Origin of the sequence: Vibrio sp. 10N.222.48.A3 (genome assembly GCF_041475345.1) — a bacterium.
In the GTDB taxonomy this organism is placed as follows: domain Bacteria; phylum Pseudomonadota; class Gammaproteobacteria; order Enterobacterales; family Vibrionaceae; genus Vibrio; species Vibrio tasmaniensis_A.
This window is the reverse complement of record NZ_JBFRVX010001281.1, coordinates 1-784: the sequence shown is the minus strand read 5'-3', so window position 1 is coordinate 784 and position 784 is coordinate 1. Positions and strand designations below refer to the sequence as shown.

Genomic DNA, 784 nt, shown 5'->3' with positions numbered 1-784 from the left:
GTACTAGCAGTGGCAATTTTGATGCTTCAACTGGCTCATTAGCTCGTTCGGCATATAGCACCGATGAAAGTTCTACGGGTATTAGTGTTGATAACCAACTATCGGGCTTAGTGTCGACTGGCTCATTGGATCACTATTTACTTTTTGGTGTGGATTATCGAAACACAGAGGGTGATGTAGCCTACGACGCTTTCGCAGGTGTTGATAGCATCAACCTTTACAATCCAAATAACAATAAGCTGAATCCGAATGATTTTACAAAAACGTATTATCAAAATAACGACATTGAAGTGAGTCAGCTTGGATTCTATTTCCAAGATCAGATGTTGATTGATAATTGGGTGTTCATTGCTGGTGGTCGTTTTGACAAAGTCGAAACAACGACAAAAGTATCAGTATTGGGTGGTGCACCAAGCAAAACGGATACTGATGATACAAACTTCTCATACCGCTTAGGCGCTTTGTACAAATTTGATAATGGTTTATCTCCATTTGCTAACTTTGCTACCAGTTTTGAACCGAGTGTAAAGTTAGATACTAACGGTAATAACTTAGATCCTGAAACCGGTGAACAAGTCGAGTTTGGTCTTAAGTATGACTCATATGAGAATATGATTTCAGGTTCGATGGCTCTGTTCCAAGTGAATAAGAAAAATGTTGGAGTTCGTCCTGATGGCGCTTCACCATGGACTTCAGTTGGCGAGATTCGCTCACAAGGTATTGAGTTGGAAGGACGAGCACAAGTCACTGAAAACTTGGATGTGTTGGCGAACTACACATACAC

The 784-nt window shown here is 40.7% G+C and carries 1 protein-coding gene; it reads left to right on the top strand.

Features of this window, described 5'->3' with window-relative positions; all coding sequences use genetic code 11:
* Positions 1 to 784 (top strand): TonB-dependent siderophore receptor (locus AB4653_RS25690; protein ID WP_372105641.1); only part of this gene is annotated, 784 nt, incomplete at both ends.